At 46.7% G+C, this 17445-nt stretch carries 18 protein-coding genes; 5 read left to right on the forward strand and 13 right to left on the reverse strand.

All coding sequences use genetic code 11. The features are described 5' to 3' along the window. Positions 1-23: 23 nt before the first annotated feature. The 4 genes from ACL9RM_RS16835 to ACL9RM_RS16850 all read right to left on the reverse strand — a co-directional run bounded on the left by ACL9RM_RS16835 (position 24) and on the right by ACL9RM_RS16850 (position 3510). Positions 24-1202: a NupC/NupG family nucleoside CNT transporter gene (locus ACL9RM_RS16835; protein ID WP_250266719.1), complete on the reverse strand. Its 1179-nt coding sequence runs from the start codon at positions 1200-1202 to the stop codon at positions 24-26. A gap of 75 nt (positions 1203-1277) precedes the next feature. Further along, a complete protein-coding gene (locus ACL9RM_RS16840) occupies positions 1278-1673 on the reverse strand; it encodes a cytidine deaminase (RefSeq protein WP_013312039.1) in 396 nt (131 codons plus the stop codon). A gap of 30 nt (positions 1674-1703) precedes the next feature. Then, positions 1704-2366: a deoxyribose-phosphate aldolase gene (deoC, locus tag ACL9RM_RS16845; protein ID WP_134903747.1), complete on the reverse strand. Its 663-nt coding sequence runs from the start codon at positions 2364-2366 to the stop codon at positions 1704-1706. 208 nt (positions 2367-2574) lie between these two features. Beyond that, positions 2575-3510 carry a sugar-binding transcriptional regulator gene (locus ACL9RM_RS16850; protein ID WP_039273918.1) on the reverse strand — a complete coding sequence of 312 codons (936 nt, stop codon included), beginning with the start codon at positions 3508-3510 and terminating at the stop codon, positions 2575-2577. A 275-nt stretch (positions 3511-3785) separates the two neighbouring features. On the opposite strand from ACL9RM_RS16850, the gene ACL9RM_RS16855 reads away from it, so the two are divergent. Next, a complete protein-coding gene (locus ACL9RM_RS16855; RefSeq protein ID WP_250260382.1) occupies positions 3786-4199 on the forward strand; it encodes a chemotaxis protein CheW in 414 nt (137 codons plus the stop codon). 60 nt (positions 4200-4259) lie between these two features. Here the strand turns inward: ACL9RM_RS16855 and ACL9RM_RS16860 are convergent, their stop codons facing one another. From ACL9RM_RS16860 to ACL9RM_RS16890, 7 genes are all read right to left on the reverse strand, one after another. Then, positions 4260-5378 (reverse strand): slipin family protein, encoded by a 1119-nt coding sequence (locus tag ACL9RM_RS16860; protein WP_250266720.1) that lies wholly within the window; start codon positions 5376-5378, stop codon positions 4260-4262. Between the two features lie 344 nt (positions 5379-5722). Continuing rightward, positions 5723-5860, reverse strand: a complete 138-nt coding sequence (locus tag ACL9RM_RS16865) for a hypothetical protein (RefSeq protein ID WP_250260380.1) — start codon at positions 5858-5860, stop codon at positions 5723-5725. Between the two features lie 345 nt (positions 5861-6205). Beyond that, complete coding sequence (locus tag ACL9RM_RS16870; protein ID WP_250266721.1) at positions 6206-9124, reverse strand: glycosyl hydrolase; 2919 nt, start codon at positions 9122-9124, stop codon at positions 6206-6208. A gap of 334 nt (positions 9125-9458) precedes the next feature. After that, on the reverse strand, positions 9459-9692 hold the full coding sequence (locus ACL9RM_RS16875) for a hypothetical protein (RefSeq protein WP_422759382.1): 234 nt from the start codon (positions 9690-9692) through the stop codon (positions 9459-9461). A 13-nt stretch (positions 9693-9705) separates the two neighbouring features. Continuing rightward, entirely contained in the window at positions 9706-10806 is a 1101-nt protein-coding gene (gene ribD, locus ACL9RM_RS16880) for a bifunctional diaminohydroxyphosphoribosylaminopyrimidine deaminase/5-amino-6-(5-phosphoribosylamino)uracil reductase RibD (protein ID WP_250266723.1), read from the reverse strand. Beyond that, a complete protein-coding gene (locus ACL9RM_RS16885; protein WP_235306387.1) occupies positions 10803-11567 on the reverse strand; it encodes a GTP cyclohydrolase II in 765 nt (254 codons plus the stop codon). Before ACL9RM_RS16885 ends, ribD begins: the two co-directional genes overlap by 4 nt. 81 nt (positions 11568-11648) lie before the next feature. Next, the gene (locus tag ACL9RM_RS16890) at positions 11649-12746 is read right to left on the reverse strand and encodes an FAD-dependent monooxygenase (protein ID WP_250266724.1); all 1098 of its coding nucleotides are present in this window, start codon (positions 12744-12746) and stop codon (positions 11649-11651) included. A gap of 251 nt (positions 12747-12997) precedes the next feature. Between ACL9RM_RS16890 and ACL9RM_RS16895 the strand changes: the two genes are divergently transcribed. Continuing rightward, positions 12998-13333 (forward strand): winged helix-turn-helix transcriptional regulator, encoded by a 336-nt coding sequence (locus ACL9RM_RS16895; protein WP_250266725.1) that lies wholly within the window; start codon positions 12998-13000, stop codon positions 13331-13333. Positions 13334-13510: 177 nt separating this feature from the next. Here ACL9RM_RS16895 and ACL9RM_RS16900 read toward each other — a convergent pair whose 3' ends face one another. After that, on the reverse strand, positions 13511-13903 hold the full coding sequence (locus ACL9RM_RS16900) for a winged helix-turn-helix transcriptional regulator (protein WP_039273904.1): 393 nt from the start codon (positions 13901-13903) through the stop codon (positions 13511-13513). Positions 13904-14052: 149 nt separating this feature from the next. Between ACL9RM_RS16900 and ACL9RM_RS16905 the strand changes: the two genes are divergently transcribed. Together ACL9RM_RS16905 and ACL9RM_RS16910 are read left to right on the forward strand one after the other, a co-directional pair. Further along, the gene (locus ACL9RM_RS16905) at positions 14053-14571 is read left to right on the forward strand and encodes a DJ-1/PfpI family protein (protein WP_165179278.1); all 519 of its coding nucleotides are present in this window, start codon (positions 14053-14055) and stop codon (positions 14569-14571) included. 196 nt (positions 14572-14767) lie between these two features. Continuing rightward, positions 14768-15469: a YoaK family protein gene (locus ACL9RM_RS16910; protein ID WP_134904075.1), complete on the forward strand. Its 702-nt coding sequence runs from the start codon at positions 14768-14770 to the stop codon at positions 15467-15469. Positions 15470-15481: 12 nt separating this feature from the next. On the opposite strand, the gene ACL9RM_RS16915 is transcribed toward ACL9RM_RS16910, so the two are convergent. Further along, complete coding sequence (locus tag ACL9RM_RS16915) at positions 15482-16657, reverse strand: alanyl-tRNA editing protein (RefSeq protein WP_250266726.1); 1176 nt, start codon at positions 16655-16657, stop codon at positions 15482-15484. 237 nt (positions 16658-16894) lie between these two features. On the opposite strand from ACL9RM_RS16915, the gene ACL9RM_RS16920 reads away from it, so the two are divergent. Continuing rightward, a complete protein-coding gene (locus ACL9RM_RS16920) occupies positions 16895-17428 on the forward strand; it encodes a MarR family winged helix-turn-helix transcriptional regulator (RefSeq protein ID WP_414126413.1) in 534 nt (177 codons plus the stop codon). Positions 17429-17445: the final 17 nt, after the last annotated feature.

Below are 17445 nucleotides of genomic sequence, written 5' to 3' on the forward strand. Positions count from 1 at the left end.
CCTTTCCTGACTCGCTGTTTTTTTTACAAAAACAACCCTGCAATCGTTGCCGACAGCACGCTAACCAGCGTTGCCCCGTACAACAGCTTCAGACCAAAGCGGGCCACCACATTTCCCTGTTTTTCATGCAGACCCTTCACAGCCCCGGAAATGATACCGATGGATGAGAAGTTAGCAAAGGATACGAGGAATACCGATACGATCCCGACCGTGCGCTCCGACAAGCCTGTTTGCTTGGTCAGATCCAGCATGGCCACGAATTCGTTGGATACGAGTTTGGTAGCCATAATGCTGCCCGCCTGAACGGCTTCGTTCCACGGAATACCCATGACAAAAGCGAAAGGCGCAAACACATATCCAAGCAACGCCTGAAAGCTGATTCCAAACAACCAGGAGAAAATCCCGTTAACCATGGCAATCAGCGCCACAAAACCGATCAGCATTGCAGCTACCGTAATAGCAACCTTGAAACCGTCCATAATATATTCCCCGAGCATTTCGAAGAAGGACTGCTTCTCTTCCTCCTGAACCTCCAGTAAATCGTCTTCCTTCTCAATCTTGTACGGATTAATAATGGAAGCGATAATAAAGCCGCCGAACAGGTTCAATACCAAAGCTGTGACCACATATTTGGGATTTAACATTTGCATGTAAGCTCCCACAATCGACATGGACACTGTAGACATCGCAGACGCACACAGCGTATACAACCGATGTTTTGGCAGCAGACCAATTTGCTTCTTAACGGAAATAAACACCTCGGATTGACCCAAGATAGCCGAAGCTACAGCGTTGTAGGATTCCAGTTTACCCATTCCGTTTACTTTGCTCAAGACAAGCCCGATATATTTAATAATAAAAGGTAACACTTTTACATATTGCAAGATACCAATCAGCGCGGATATGAACACGATTGGCAGCAGTACACCGATAAAGAACGGTGCTGCTCCTTCATTCGCAATTCCGCCAAAAACGAAGTTAATCCCTTCCATAGCAAACCCAATCAGACTATTAAACCCTTTTGCAAAACCTTTGACTAGAATTTCACCAATCCCTGTATTCAGCAATACGAAAGCAAGCGCTGCTTGCAGAACAACCATAACTATCAGCGGACGATACCTGATTTTACGCTTGTCACTGCTGGCAACGTAAGTAAGTGCAAATACAACGAGCAGTCCCACCAGAGCGATTACATATTTCATTTAATTTCCCCCTCATTACATTAAGCGCTTACATTCCCTATAAAAAGAATGCGCTCCAAAGAGGCATTCTTTTTTTTATTTGCCCAGATCCGCAGGTCGAAAAGCACCCGGCAGTAATTGATCCACCGTCCACTCTTCCGTGTTGCCATGAAGGTTTGTCAGATAAATTTTGGTATCTTGATGAGCAAATTCGGAAATAACCTGACGACAGGCCCCACATGGAGACACAGGCCCTTCCGTATCAGCTACAACCGCAATCGAATCAATTTGACGGCAGCCTTCGGATACCATTTTAAAAATCGCTGTCCGCTCTGCACAATTGCATAAGCCGTAGGAGGCATTTTCCACATTACATCCGTGATAAATGGTGCCATCGCTTCCGAGAACCGCAGCACCCACCTGAAAATTCGAATACGGAACATATGCCTGTTTACGCGCCTCAAGCGCTTTCTGAATCAATTGATCCTTCATCGCGAATCCCTCCATGACTTTAAAATAAACTTAGTAGGAAGATGTAGACTGCTCGCCCTCGATGATCTTCACACCGGAACTTGCACCGATCCGACTTGCGCCAGCTTCTACTAATTTTTGCACGTCTTCCAGACTGCGTACACCACCTGAAGCCTTAACACCAATCTCAGGTCCTACCGTTTTGCGCATCAAAGCCACATCTTCCGCAGTAGCTCCACCTGTTGAGAAGCCTGTCGAGGTTTTCACAAAATTCGCTCCCGCTTTGACGGATAGTTCACATGCCAGTACCTTCTCTTCGTCTGTCAGCAGGCATGTTTCGATAATCACTTTTACCAGTGTACCGGCAGCTGCCTCCACGACCGCACGGATGTCCTGCTCGACGAGCTGTACATCACGTGCCTTCAAAGCGCCTATGTTAATAACCATATCAATTTCAGTCGCGCCGTTAGCAATAGCATCTTTCGTTTCAAATGCTTTCGTTGCCGACGTGCTCGCTCCCAGCGGAAAACCGATAACTGTACAGATGGCTACACCTGTGCCTGCGAGCTGTTCTGCTGCATAAGCTACCCACGCCGGGTTCACACATACAGAAGCAAACTGATATTTTTTGGCTTCGGCAGTCAATTTCGTAATTTCATCCTTCGTCGCATCTGCACGCAACAATGTATGGTCGATTAATGCTGCAATGTTCATATCTAAAAGCTCCTTCATTAGATAAATAGTGTGAAGACAAAAGTCATTTATTTCTCTGTGATGAGACCATCATAGCACGGCTTTGAACATATGTAAAACACATTTTGAAATTATGTTCAAGCTTATGCACAAGGCGTCACCTACAATTCATATTACCCTGTAGGGACGTGCCATAACCGTATATTTTGCTGGGTTGAGACGACTTGCTCTATTGTAAAAGTGCTTGAGCCGTAAACTGATCCGTCACCAAAATATTCGCATACTTGCCACGCAGCGATGCCCGAATGGCCTCCACTTTACGCTGGCCTCCAGCGACGAGAATAGACTTCTCCTTCTTTCGCAAATCAGGCAAATCAATCCCGACGGTACGGCTATTGATTTCCTGACTGCATATATTGCCCTCAGCGTCAAAAAAGCGCGAGCAAATATCGCCCTTGCCAATTCTTTGCAGTAGCTTCTGCTCTTCCCCGTTAAAATAGCCCAATCGGAACAGCAACGCATCCTCCTTGACCGTCCCCACCGTAAACACAGCGATGTTCGCCTGCTTGCCAAGTTCGATGATGCGCTGGATATGCCGATCCTCCTCGACCATTTTCTTAACTGCGTGACTGTCAAAAATCACAGGCAGCGGCAAATACCTTGCTATGGTATGAAAGGCTTCTGCGAACAAATTCACGGTTTCCACGGCATATGTGTTGACATGCGAATGGCTCACGCCTCCTTTGAGCTGAACCACCTCAACACCCTTAACCTGCTTTTGTTGGAGATGAAGCGCCACGGCATGCATTGTTGTTCCCCATGTCACTCCAATAATATCAGCATCCTGTACCGTTTCATGCAAATAATCGGCTGCTTTTTTGCTAATATGCTTCTTAATCTCCTGGTATTCATTTAACGGCGAATAACAGACTAACACAGTATCCAGTCCGAATTTCTTCTTCACCTGCTCTCCGAGCGCGTCCATATCCTCCATCGGGTCCACAATACTGATCCGCACGTATCCCTGTTCCTTGGCAGCCTGAAGTAACCGCGATACTGTAGGACGCGAAACCCCGAGTCTGACCGCGATATCTTGCTGACTGTAGTCGTTTAGATAGTATAATCTGGCTGCCTCGATACTTAATCGCTGCTTTTCATGATCCATTCTACCTCAACCCGCTTATCTTAAAATGTAGTGCCATCGGACACAGCTTTAGTCCCAATCATTATATATGAAGGGAAACTTGAAGCCACGCCTTGGCCGTATGGTTGTTATTTTGGAAGATTTAACTGCTCGTTTGTGATATTCTGTGATTAACTACAACTACTTTACCGCATCCTCAACTTTATCGTTCCATCTGTCAAAACGCAATAGCTAACCCATTTTACCGCTCATTCACAACCTGTGATGGCTTATCTGAATATGTAAGGAGAATTGCTATGTCTGAATTTATTGTGTGCAGTCTGGCGGACAAAAAGTTCGCTTTAAACTTTCTGGAAGTAGAAGAAGTCATGAATGCCAAAAAAGGGACTCCACTTCCCTTTTCCGAAGCGTGGCATGAAGGAATGGTAACTATTCGCGGTGGTGTCTTTACAATCCTTAATTTACGCAAAAAGCTGCTTCTTCCTGCATCAAGCGATTCCTCCGAGGACAAAATGATTTTGCTCAGCCGTGCGAAGATTGCTCTGCTTGTCGATCAGGTAGAGGACACGGCTTCTGCCGAGGACAGTCAGCTACAAAGCAATGAGGAAGAGTGGCAGCGCGAGTTGTTCCCTACTGTGATGGAGCATCAGGGTATCCTCATTCCGGTGATCGATATGGACGCTTTTCTTGCATCCACCAAGACGAACTAAAACGCAAAATACTCCCGAACCTTGAGCCGGCTTGCACTCATCGTTCGGGAGTATTTTCCGTTATTGGAGTCCCTGCCCCTCTTTCATGTGAACCAGCGTGTTCAGCTGCTCCAGCAACGTATTCCCGCCAGTCAGCGAAATCGTGCCAATCTTCTCGCAGATTTTTTCCATGAATTCCAGTTCTTTAAGACGATAGAGGGTGGCATTCTCGTCCATCAGCTTGGCCGTATTGAGCAGACTACGAGTGGATGCCGTCTCTTCACGTCGTGTGATAAGGTTGGCCTGTGCCTTCTTCTCTGCCAACAGCACGGTATTCAGAATATCCTTGATATCCCCTGGCAAAATAATATCCTTCACCCCTGCTGACGTAAAAGTCACTCCATATTCGCCGCTCTGCTCATTTAGTCGACTCAAAACATATTCCGCAATCTCCTGCTTCATTTTCAGCAAATCATCCAGCTTCATCGTGCCAACGTACTCGCGCAGCAGCAGTTGAAGCATAATGTACATTTGTTCCTCGTATGCTCGGAATTCCAACGCCTGCAACGGGTCGATGATACGGTACTGACAGACGAAGTTGAGGCGCAGCGTGATTTTGTCCTCTGTCATGATTTCCTGTCCCATCAGGTCCAACTGCTGCTGTCGCATATCTATCGTTTTGATCTCTGTATTCACCGTGGACATCCAGAAATAATATTTGCCCGGTTTCAGCTCACCCTGCAACACATTATCGTAATACAAAAAGCCCATTTCATAGCTGGCCACCTGAAGTGCCTTCCAGAAGCCCGGTGTCTTGGACAAGAATGCTTGCCCCAATGCTTTATCAATTGCAGGCTGCCGAGTATCTGCACGAACAAAACGATGCTCCTTAAGCATGTTCCAAAAAGCATATTTCCCAGCCGTCAGAAGCCCCACAAACCGATTATCCTCATAATGCAATACATATTCATGGTCCTCTACATCGATGACATTCAATTGTTCAAGCAATAGGGGATCTGTCAAAAACAAACGAATATCATGATCCGGTACAAAAAATGGTTCGGCTACATTCAAAATTTCAACTGCTTCCTGCTGAAATGTCTTCAATAGGTAAGTTCCTGGGTGCAACAACTTGTGGTAGCTTCCTTTTTTGAACAGCAGCCCGCGCTCATCAGATTTAATCGTTATCTTCTTAAACATCGTATCACTCCTAGTATTAAAATCCTCCACTTAAAAGTATGCTTCTTTCTATGTGTGGCGGCTCCGCGGTCCATTTGATCTTCCGATCGCTGTTGCCACTGAATTTTTAGAATGGATGAACCCGTTAAAGGGTTAAAATTCAGTGGCAAAGGCGAACGCTTCGCTTCTCCAGATTCAAATGGCCGCTCCGCTGCTATCCGCCTTAAAATCAACACACTTTTAAAATGAGGATTTTTTATTTTTATTCGTTGTAGTAGGGGTAGGACCCTTGCAGAGCATTCCTTCGGGGTGGATGGCGGAGCCGAGCTTGAGGAGAAAGGAAGATACCGCCTGTTCCCGTGTTCCTAAGATGGTGTCCAGCAGTCCAACTTCGACTGTGAACTCGCATCTCCCGAAGCTTCGGAGCCTGTCGGCGCTTGCTCTCCCCGGTATCCGCTGGCCGCATAGCCATCGCCCCGATATCTGTCATCGAGACCAGACATGGGATGCTCTCATCCGGGTCTTTTCATTGTTTTTATTCGATCATTCGAATACTCTACCAGACGTCGCGTGGAAGGCGATTGGGAATTGAACCCTAATGTTGGTGGATACATCAGATTTACAGGATAACTGACCCCATCAGGGTAGGCACTGCGGGACCTTTGGAAATCCACGCCTCGGTAATATCTTCCTGTATCAGCCTTTATCATTATCGCGCAACCTGGAACTCACGAACATGGCGAAAGTATTACGACCCTATAAAAAAAGACACAGGAGAAGCGTATGTGCTTCCCTTGTGTCTTTCTTTCTATAGTTAACTGTCGCGTTCGTATCTTAGACCTGATCCACTAGGATGTTTTTTCGAAAACGGGATCAGCGCTCGGTAGTGGAAGTTGTGGAACGTCTGTCGTTGTAGAAGCAGTCTGCTGGTGTGTATAGCTGAATGAAGGGGTCTCGTATTGCAATCCCGCCTTTTCATAGGTAAACCAATAGCTGACAGCCTTCCCGATATCGAGGTCTGTAACCCGCTGCTCCCAGACACCGCCGTTGTTTGTCATCCGGTAATTGAGCTGTTGTCCACCCGTTAAAGTATAATGCACGTCAACATAGGCTGAGGCTGTTTTGGGTGTAAATTGAAGCAATGCTTCACGATCGCTGACAAAGCGAGCTCCTACTTTATAATCTTCCGTTTCTCCGCCACCGTCATTACCACCAGATGCTGGCTCTGTCGTTACCCCTACCGCATTGCTTGCTGCAGATAGGTTACCAGCTGCATCTCGAGCCTTAACGGTAAAGCTGTAAGTGGAAGCTGCACTCAGCCCTGTAATTGAAGCGGAAGTACCACTTACCTCTGCTGCCTGAGCCCCGTCCTTATAAAGGATATAACCCGTAACGCCAACATTGTCTGTAGCTGCATCCCACTCCAGAGTGACTACCGAAGCCGTTTTGGTCGTAGCTCGAACATTCGCCGGGATGGATGGAGCCTCCGTATCAGGCTGCGGATTGCCACCGCCGCTTCCATTTCCGGTATTAAAGCTATTCGGCTGCACAGTAATACTATGCCCATCTGAGAAGGTTACCGTTTTGACCTGGTTTGTAAAGTTGTAGGCCACATAAGTTTTCACACCATTTTTATCAAATACGGCATAAATAGGTGAATTAGCGGTGATGCTGCGGTCGATGTTGCCTAAAGCATCCAAATTGTAGATCCAGTGGTAGGCATTCGCCTTGGAATTCCCTGCTTCCGGTGTCATGGCTGCTACGCGTGCACTGAATTTCGCCTTGGCATCGGACGGGTTCGAGATTGCTCTGTACATATACACAATATCTTCCCACGGACTGAAATTCCCACCGCTTTTTCTCAGGAGATCGTTATAATTTTTAGCCGCATACTCCGAATATTGCGTCAGATACAAGGAGGCCGAGGTAATCGGGAGCCAGTTGATACCATGCACTTCTGTGGCATTATCGGTCCACCATGTTGCATTCCCTACCGTTTTACCGCCCCAGATCATGCTTGCCGTCGCGCTTTGCATCCCTGCAGGGGTGTTTGTGTCATGCACATCAAACCAGTATTCGTTAATCGCATTCATTTCCGTTGTATATAGATAGATGCCGAGATCACGAGTTTGAGTATTTCCCGTCGCCTCGCCCCATAAAATAAGACCGGCCCAAGCATTCATCGCCTCCGAGGAGGATTCATTGTTGTTGCCATCGCCAAATTTGGCATGGCCGGAAGCCCAGGTGTGCCCGGCATAGGGATCAAAATTACGCAAATACGGAAATTTTGAATCAGACCTGTCGGTATTGGCAATGTCGCGAATGAGCAGCTGCACCATTTGTCCCCATTGGGAATCGGATGCCCAGCTCTTGTCCACACGTGCAATTTCGGCCGCAGCCTTAATAAAGTAGCCATAATGGAAATGATGGTCATTTAATTCTACCGCACTACCAAAGCTGTCGGGATAACCGATCAATGTCCCCCAATGGTTGTTATACACAAATAGACTGGAGCTTTTCAGATTCCCCGAGCTGTCACTGGCCTTAAACCAGTCCTGCAGCCGGCTTTTGATCTCATTGCGGAACTGGATCGCTGCTGCGGTATTGCCAGCCTGGTCGGCAATCGGCGCCAGCGCTGCTAGCTTGCCCAGACGTTTTCCAGTCCAGTACGTATCTCTATCGCCGGAGTAGACTTCTGCTTTCGCTTCGTTTATATAATTGTTGAGCGTATTTTTATCGTAGGACCCCAAGTCGGGCAAGGAAGGCAGTACTCCTGTAAATTTCATTTTCGTTTGAAAAGACGCACCCTCTGCTGTTTTCATCAGACCGCGTACAGAATTGTACGTATAGCCTAGCAGGGGTTGTGATGAATTTTTCCACTGATGCGGGTATAAGGCAAAAATAGTGCCGCTTTGTGTGCCTTCCTTCGCTGTGGTTGCAACGTTAAAGGTGGTCGTTACCTCGGAAGAGGCTTCGTTATAGCTGTACTGTGCTTTGGAGTTTGTAACGAAAGAATAAGCGTATTGCTGAAACTTGTCCAATGTCGCTTTTGTTTTGTCAGGCAAAGCCGCCACTGTAAAATAGTTTTTCCCGTTCAATTGATTGATCAGAGTACTCGTTCCGAGGCCAGACCAGGTGGTGCCGGAAGGACCAAACAGACCATAGTGTGAGCCATTAACCGTAATGCCAAGCACAGGAGAACTAGCTGACCCAGACCATACCTCTGGTACCCCATTAAATGAAAGCTTGGGATTGCCACCGCCAAACTCAAAAAAAACATAGGGGGAGCCGTGTCCATAGGTAGCACTCATTTTATTGCTGCCGCTTTGAAATAATGATTTGACAAACCAGTCGCTGAAACCGTCCACCTTGGCATCGAGAAATGAAGCGCTTACAGAATGACCGACGGTAAAATCGTTCACATCATCCATCCAGCCTGCGATGTATCCCGGATTTACCGTAATTTTCCCACTCGGGTTAAAGATGCGTAAACCGTTTTGCTGATTTTTCAAGGCAAGGGGATGCGGATATTGAGCCTCGGAGTACGGTACCCAGGCGAGGCTGCTCCACCAATCATTGGTAGGCATTGGGCTGGTTATATTCGCTGTTTTGTAAATCTCGTTTTGCGGTGTTGCTGCTCCGGTAGGTAGTGTGGTTGAATATGAGCCAGCGCCTTGTGTGACCTCACCCGAAAAGGCTTTAGTAGAAACTGGTGCAGCTAAAAATATCAGACTGGCACTTAACAAGCATAATATCGTTTTTTTCACAACCTACATCCTCCTTTGGTTTCTCTAATCCCTTTTACTGCAAGGCTTTTCCCTTCTCTCTTCCAAGTTGAATTCAACTTCATTGTGCTCGATCTCAATTTCCAGGTCAATCCTTTTATTTCTATATTCTAACTAAAAGAGGCGAAAGTATCTAAAAATACATAAGAAACCAGGACGAAAAACCCAAGCATGCGTAATTATGTTATCTCAACTTCACCCCATAAGACATTCACCTTATGAGTTATTTATCCCATTAACCATTCACCCTAATAACCGTTTAGCATATAAAAAAAGAATCCTCCAGGCCTTTTTGCCCTTCAGATTCTCTGTTCTTTTAAGTATATAAGCTTTTGAGCTTTTGAGCTTTTGCCTTTCCCATGCTCCACACCATTTCGGAAAAAGAGTGACTTTGCGGCGGGCAGTGGCGGAGCGAAGGGGTTGAATCTGGAGAAGCGTAAGCGTTCGCCTTTGCCGTGGGATTCTCACCTTTAAATATCTTATACAATCCGAAGAATCCCAATGCAACAGCGATCGGAAGATCAACCCCTTCGCGGAGCGCCTTCTTCACCCGCAAACAACACTCATTTTTCCCGCTCAAAATACCCTTCTATTTTCCAGTCTACGCCCACCTGCGTTACGCTCAAATCCTGCAATGCCACCGCATCGCTCATCGCAGACACGCCCTCTCCCCCGAGAAAGCCCGGGGCTGCGCGCCCTCCAACCAGCTTTGGTGCAATGTACAGCACCAGCTTGTCTGCCAGCCCTTGCTGCACGAACGAAGCGTTCACCTCGGCTCCGCCTTCCACGAACACCGATGATACCTCCGCCGCACCCAGAATATCCAGCATTTGCGGCAGGTTCACCCGATCGCTGTTTTCATCCTGTGTCGGATATATCCTCACACCAAGCTGTTCCAACTGGCTTCGCTTGCTTTCATCATAAGTGCGTCCTGTGAATATCCAGGTAGGTGCCTCCCCATCTGTAATGACACGGGCATCCAATGGAATTCGAAGCTTGCTATCCAAAATGATACGAATCGGATTCCGTCCTTCCGGTAGACGAGTCGTAAGCTGAGGATTATCGTGAATCACCGTCTGTACACCGACCAGGATTCCCACATGCACGTTACGAAGACGATGCACATCCTCCCGTGCAGCCTCAGATGTAATCCACTTGCTTTCCGAGGTCCGGGTCGCAATTTTACCGTCCAGCGTTACTGCCGATTTGATCGTAATAAAAGGACGCTTGCTCACGATATATTGATTGAACACTTCATTCATGCGGATGGATTCCTGCTCACATACTCCGACAATGACCTCAATGCCCGCATCTTTCAAAATCTGTACCCCTCTGCCGGAAACCAGCGGGTTCGGGTCCAGCGCTGCAATCACCACTCGACGAATGCCAGCCTTCACAATCGCTTCCGCGCACGGGCCTGTCCGGCCGTGATGGGAACACGGCTCCAGCGTTACGTAAATCGTCGCTCCCTGAGCGTGTTCACCCGCCATACGCAACGCATGAATCTCGGCATGTGGCTCGCCGGGCTTCAGATGAGCGCCGATCCCAACGATACGACCGTTGCTGACAATGACTGATCCGACGAGCGGATTCGGTTCTGTTTGCCCTTTAGCACTTCTGGCATTTTCCAGTGCCAGGCGCATATATTTTTCGTGAGTGGTCATAGAACCTCCCTGAGATCGGAATCCCGCAAATGGCCGGATCGTTCCACTTTTGTATTCAAATACCGTTCATTATATTGCGACACATCGCCCCAGAGCGGCATGCGACCCGCCACATTCATACCCGATTTCTTCAAGGCATCCATTTTTTTAGGATTATTTGTAATCAAAGTTACCGGTTTTTGTCTCAGGTGACGGAGCACACTAATGGCATCCGCATAGTTGCGTGTATCATCTTCAAAACCCAATTGATGATTGGCTTCGACAGTATCCATGCCCTCTTCCTGCAGAATATAAGCCATTGCTTTACTAAACAAACCGATTCCGCGGCCTTCATGGTTAGCCAGATAGAACAATGCACCCGTTCCATGCTCCACGATCATTTTCATGGACTGGTGGAGTTGAAATCCGCAATCACAACGCTTGCTACCAAAAATATCTCCAGTATGACAAATACTATGCATGCGAACTAATGCATTTTCCGACTGTTGAAGATCACCGTACACCAAAACGCTTGACTGTTGTCCCTCTGCCAAATCCAGTGTGGACAATCGCTTCACAATCGTTTCAGCAGTGGCATTCAGTAAATCCTGACGATCTTCCTCATCCCGTACGGGCAACCAGCAGTACCACTGAAAAACAACCGTTTCTCCTTCCAAATTAACTGGCAGCTTGATCGGTCCTACCAAAATCGTCGAAGATTGCTCTCCGCGAACGGTTTGAATTTTATCGTTAAGTAGCGTAGCTACATCTTTTTGGTTCATCTCTCTGCACCATCCTTTATATGAGCTCTATATAGAAAATGCCTATTCTTCAAAGGCTAATCGTTATTGTCAGGGTATAAATCATTGAACTATGTGTAAGAAATGTTCATGAAACGTGGATTCCATCGTCAGCTGCCGTTCCTGAAGCTCGGTGACAGCTTGTCGTCGTCCGTCTTCGAACGCCTTTAGGTCTCCTGCGGTATAGCTCTTCTGTCGTAAACGAAGAAGCTCACTGGCTAGCACATCGGCATCCTTCAAAGCTGCATTCAAGCCAAAAGCTCCGGTAGGTGTCATGGTATGCGCCGCATCTCCAATAAGGACCAGTCCGTTCTGCGTCCAGGTGTCACTGCGGCTGCTGAAAATATCCAACGGTACAAAGTCCTTCCATGAACGAATGTGATCATGCACACTATGCTTCAAATCTGGAAAAGCCTCGGTAAACAGTTGTATAAATGGTGCAAAGGATTGCTTAAACAGGGTTGAAAAGCTACCTTCCTCCACATTCCAGCCAATTTGAATATAGCCCTCAGCCTGCGAGAATAAAGCCAACTGCCCTCCGTTGACTCGTGCCAGACGAGTGACGGGCTCCCACCCAGCAGGTGCTGTGATTTTCGCCCATAGCAGGTCATAGCCGTGTCGAATGTTCGTCACAGGCATCTGAGCCAGCTTGCGCACAGTCGAATAGCGACCGTCTGCCCCTACAATCAACGAACTGTCAATCGTGATCTCATGACCGTTCTTATCGCGGGCGCTCAAGCCCGTGTAGCCCTTTTCGCTGTTACCTTCCAACGCAGTCACCGTTGTACCCGCCAGGTAACGGAAGGACTCGTAGGTTGACGCCTGCTTGAGCAGAGCCTTCAAAAATCGAGGCTGTGGAATATGAACCCCTACATTACCATTTACTGAACCCGGCTTGACCGTTTTTACCTGCTGCTGGTGCTCCCAATATTCGATTCTTGTAGAGGCAAGAACGTAGTCCTCATGAATTTGTTCGAGCAGCTTATGCTTTTGGATCACTTCCTGACCCTCATCATTTAAAATTTCACCGCGGAAAGCCTTTCCGGGCAAGCTCTGCCGCTCAACCAATATCGTGGAAACACCCTGCTCCGCCAGTAGACAGGATAACAAAGTCCCTGCGGGTCCTCCCCCAACTACACACACTTCACATTCCAGCTTCATCCGACTTCCCCCTGCGCCCAAACCATAACCACAACGATTCGTTCGTACCTGTTCATTTTATCATTAATCATATCAAAACAAGTTCAATTTTTAAGTATTCACATATAAGGCTCCGTATCAAATCCAACAAGTTACTTTATGTAACAAAGTATATTTATATCATTCAGTTTCGTCAAGTAATAAATTTATGTAAAGTAAAATCATTTACTTTTAACAGTGAATCGTTAATAATAAGAGCATGAGGTGATCACATGAACATTCCGCAGATGTGCCCACGGTTTGAAAAAGCTATGGAGCTACTAAGCAAACGTTGGACGGTGTTGATCGTATTTCAACTAACGAATGGACCGCAACGTTTCGTCGCTATTGAGAATTCAATTCCTAATTTAAGTGGAAAGGTCCTTTCGGACCGTTTGAAAGAGCTGGAGGAAGAAGGAATCATACAACGTACGGTTTACCCTGAGAAGCCCGTGCGGATTGAATACTCACTTACGGATAAGGGACGCGATTTAGCTCCTTTATTTGACCATATCGGTACCTGGGCTACACGCTGGATTGAGGTTTTACCCGTACTTGAACAGCAATGATTCATATTGAAGCAATACACGGCTACCGCTATTTTTCCTAGACTAATATGTTAAAAACAGACTGCTAACATGCCAAAGAACGCCTTTGCTCTAAGTACAATTGTACTCTTAGCGCAAGGCGTTCTTTTTTTCATATGACAAAGCGATAATGTCCACCTTAGATAGGCATCCAAGATCTTAGACGTTCCCCTCACCGCTGCGTTGCATTTCCTCACGAATGGATTGCACCCGTTTTTTCCCCCAGTCATACATCATCTCCACAATCGGTAAAATCGTCATTCCCAGCTCAGTCATTGAATATTCCACTTTTGGAGGCACTTCGGGATACACTTCCCGGTGCACAATACCGTCCTCCATCAACTCCCGCAACTGATTGGTCAGCACTTTATGCGACAGCTTCGGAAACAGCCTTTGCAGGTCACTGAAACGGTGCGCTCCTTCCACACCCAGATGCCATAAAATGACGACCTTCCATTTTCCACTTAACACTGACAAGGTTAGTTCCTTTTCGCAGTTATAGTCTCCGTTAACGATCTTTTCCCGTATTTCTTCTCTCAGCGTATCAGTCATATATCAACTAACTCCTTTTAAATCATCATGGTCTTGCACTCTAATAGTAACCTGCAGGTAACCTCCGTACTTGAAAGTGCATTCTTCACAGCCTGACGAAGCCACCCTACAATAGTAGGTAACGTTACACATTCAAGGAGGAATAAAGTATGAGTAAAAAAGCTCTTTTTATTATACCCCCAGAGCGCTTTAATGAGGATGAATTGTTTAAACCCAAGGAAGCACTGGAGCAAGCAGGTGTTACTGTAACGCTAGCTAGTACAAAAACAGGCGAAATCACGGGTGACTACAACGGTAAAGCGACAGCTGATCTTGTTTTTACAGACGCTGTGCTGGCTGATTATGATGTAGTATCTGTGATCGGCGGATCAGGTACGAATGACCATCTGTGGAATAACGCGGATCTCCAAGCTCTGCTAAAACAAACTCATGAGCAAAAGACTTTATTGGCTGGCATCTGCGCAGGCTCTGTAGCCGTGGCTCAAACCGGACTGCTCTCTGGCAGAACGGCTACATGCTATCCAGTGGATGTACAAAAAGATCAGCTCCAATCGCATCAAGCCGAATATGTGGCGCAGCATGTGGTTGCGCATAGCGACATTATTACGGCCGACGGTCCAGATGGCGCACAGGCATTTGGCGAGGCGCTCGTTCAAGCCCTGCGATAAGCACCCTTTAAAGTCCCGTGTGGGGACTAAAAACGAGCATCCCCAAAGAAGCCGCATCACGTCCTTTCTATTGTATGGGACCTGATGTGGCTTCTTTGTGTCATTTTCATGCTAAAGTGACTAATTTAATTGTATGGTCCTGGATTTTCGTGTTAGCTTTAAAGAATCGACGTTTAGCATAGGAGGCTTATATGCCGTGATTATGAAAGGCAAAATCCATTTACATCAGGTAACGTCCGAATCGTTACGACTGGGCGCCTTACTATCATTAGTAGGGGGCTTTTTGGACACATATACCTTTGTTGGAAGAGGCGGTGTTTTCGCCAACGCACAGACAGGCAATATCGTGCTGCTGGCTGTCAAAGTCATTCAGGGGCACTGGATTCAGGCGTTATTCTATATCCCACCCCTGATCGCCTTTTCACTGGGCGTTTTTGTTGCTGAAGGGATTAAACGAAAATCAACCCACCGTCTAACTCCGGACTGGACCCGCGCAATTATTTTATTGGAAATTGCAATTTTTTTCATCGTGGGACTGATTCCGCAAGGAGTTCCCAATACGGTAGTGGTGGTGATCGTCTCGTTCGTCGCTTCCGTACAAATGACTTCCTTCCGCAAGCTCATTGATGTGCCGTACACCTCTACTGTCAGCACCGGCAACCTCCGATCAGCTATAGAGGCTGTGTATATCGCCATAACGACCAAGGACACGAACGCTGCCATTCGAGCGATGCGTTATGGTGTCATCTTGGCAGCCTTCTTGGTAGGGGCTTTGCTGGGGGGATTTCTGACTTTGACGATTGGAGATAAAGCCGTTTGGGGTGCTGTTGTTGCACTTATTTTTTCTTTTATTTTATTTACAGAAAAGGAAAAGTGGAAGCTGCCGCTGCGTCACTAATCCTCCATTACATCAGCCCTGAATGAACTGCCGCTGGGCCGTTTCAAAGAAATTCAAGAGGTCATTGCGGGACGAGAATGCTGCCTGAGCAGATTGGTTGCTACCGCCCCCTTTGCCCTGGAACGCGCCCAGATTTTCCTTTAAAAACGCTCCGCAGCTAATGGATTGGGTACCGTTGTGTGCCAGAATGATTTTGTTTTCTGCTGTTGTGGCAAATAAAACAAGCAGATCATGCTCAGCTGTCAGCTTGGTAGCCAATTGCTGCATGTCCTGAAGGGATTTTTGCTCGAATACATGAGCAAGAACATGCCCCTGCACAGCAGATAGCAACTCTTTCGCCTGGTACGAAGCATTTTCCTCTTGTAGGAGCTCCACTTGCGCCTTAAGCTGCTTATGCTCCTGCTCCCATTTTTCGAATCGGGTCAAAATATCTTTTCGCCCGGTATTGAACTTCGTAGATAACACGTCCAATATCTGAACACTATCGTTAAAATCCTGGAGTGCGCGAACGCCACATTTGAAATGGATTCTTGCCATCCCCTTCTGCTTCTCCCATTTTAAGCATTTAATGATCCCAATTTCCCCGGTCTGAGCTACATGTGTGCCGCCGCAAGCATTATATTCAATGCCCTCGATCTCGACAATCCGAATATTTTCTGTCACTTTGGGCGTTTTCACCAGCGGAATATCCTTCAATTGCTCACGGGTTACAAAAAAACTTTTTATGCTGCGATTACTATAGATTTGCTGATTTACTTCCTGCTCGATTGCCGATAGCTGCGCAGGCGTTACATCCGAACAGTTCACATCAATCGTGGCATATTCTTGTCCCAGATGAAAGCTTTCAGTACGCGCACCCAACAACTCCAGACAAACCGCTGACAGCAAGTGCTGCCCGCTATGCTGCTGCATATGATCAAATCTGCGCTCCCAATCCAATCGGCAGGCTACTTTCCCATCCTCCGGCAAACGCTCTACCTTATGCCAAATATCCCCATCCTCAAGAACAACATCTAATACACGGATGCCCTGAATTGTTCCTGTATCACAAGGCTGACCTCCACCTTGCGGATAAAATGCCGTTTCCTCCAGCATAACCAAATATTTTCCGTCTCTTTCCATGCTCTGTGTAATATGAGTGTCCCACTCCGTAAGATTTGGAGCAGTGTAGTATAATTTTGTCGTCATTCCAGGTTCCTCACTTTTGAGTTTTTGGTCTCGTACGATATCCACTTATTATCAAGCACTTCATTGTAAATATCAATGTAGGGAAAAGCTTGAACCATTGCACGAACAACCTCATATGGTGAAAAATCGCATGACGATTAACAAAATTTAGCTTGAAATTCATTTTTGAATAGATTAAGATTAGTCGGCTAACTAATTTGTCGATTGGAACATACTGTAAGAAGAAAGGAGAACCTTATGGATTTTGATTTACGGGACTTGCCCACTCGTGAGGCGTTACAAGAATTTTCTAAGCGTATCCCCGAGATTGATGTAAGAGCGACGGAAGCTATGCTATTTTTCATGCGGGTATCTTCCAGCGTCTTTAAAGTCAGTTTTGAGGGTTTTGAGAAGTTCGGTATATCTCATGGTAAATTTTCAATATTAATTCTTCTGTATCGCAACATCCATACAGGATTGCTGGCTACAGAGCTTGCGGAGAAAGTAGGGGTTAGCAAGCCTACCGTTACCGGTCTGCTTGACCGCCTGGAACGCGATGGGCTTATTATTCGATCTGTTCATCCTTCCGACCGTCGCATGAGCATTGTTAAACTGACCGATCAAGGAACAGAAATGATGGAAAGACTGCTGCCTATAAATTTTACAAGCACTTCCACACTGATGAGCCACCTGTCTACCGATGAAAAAGAGCTGCTCCTGACTTTACTGCAAAAAATAGAAAGCGGCATCCCTCAAGCAAAAGAGATATATAAAGCTGCAAAACCAGAATAAGTTTTAATTTTGCATTT

The sequence above is a fragment of the Paenibacillus sp. S29 genome, assembly GCF_049319765.1.
Taxonomy (GTDB): Bacteria; Bacillota; Bacilli; order Paenibacillales; family Paenibacillaceae; genus Paenibacillus; species Paenibacillus polymyxa_B.